The sequence below is a fragment of the Streptomyces beijiangensis genome (assembly GCF_017315755.1).
Lineage (GTDB): Bacteria > Actinomycetota > Actinomycetes > Streptomycetales > Streptomycetaceae > Streptomyces > Streptomyces beijiangensis.
In genome coordinates this window covers 1-783 of record NZ_JAFLRJ010001217.1, presented here as the reverse complement: position 1 = coordinate 783, position 783 = coordinate 1, and the positions used below count along the sequence as shown (strand labels likewise).

1 protein-coding gene is annotated in these 783 nt (G+C 71.5%); it reads right to left on the bottom strand.

The window, feature by feature from the left end; all coding sequences use genetic code 11:
- Window positions 1-609: type III PLP-dependent enzyme domain-containing protein (locus J0695_RS41230; protein WP_505383643.1), on the bottom strand; the 609-nt coding region annotated here is incomplete at its 3' end.
- Window positions 610-783 lie beyond the last annotated feature (174 nt).

Below are 783 nucleotides of genomic sequence, written 5' to 3'. Positions count from 1 at the left end.
GTCCTCGGCGGCCGTGTGCTGGACGCTGCCGGTGCCACCGCCGTTGACGAACTCCAGCTCGGGCGCCACCGCACGCACCGCCCGCACCACGGCAGCGCGCCGGGTGGCGAGCTCCTTGCGGGCCGTGGACTGCATCAGCCGCACCGCGCGCGAACGCAGCGGGCGCCCGGCGATCGAGTCGCCGACCCCGGCCACATGACCCTCGTACGCCATGATCCCCACCAGCCGGAAACCGGGCCGGCGGGCGATCGACCGCGCCAGCTCGGCCAGTTGGGCGAGCTTGGGATCGGCGGCCAGCTCCGCGTACCCGGCACGGTCCGCCGACGGATAGGCGAGCAGTACGTCATCGAAACCCGACCGCGCCAGCCAGAGCGACTCGGCCAGGGTGAAGGACATCAGCCCCTCGAAACCGTCCTGCGCAAGCACCCTCTCCAGCAGGGCCCGGCACCGAACCGACTTGCTCGCCACCCGGATCGGCTTGCCCGCGGCGCGGCGGACGAGGTCACGGGCGTTGGCGTCGAAAGCCTCGAGGTCGACGATCGCGAGCGGGGCGTCGAGGTGGGCGGTGGCCCGGTCGTACCGGGTCCGGTCAGCTGCACGGGGCGTCATGACCGAAGCCTGCCAGATGTGATTACCGCAGGGTAGGGGGATGTTCTGGGCAGATGCCGCACCCCGGCACACTGGTTCCTGCACCGTCGGTGCCAGCCCTTAGAGTTACGGAAGGACCGATGACCAGGGGGCGGGATGAGTACCGAAGCGCCGCGCGCTCCTGTTCCGCCGAGG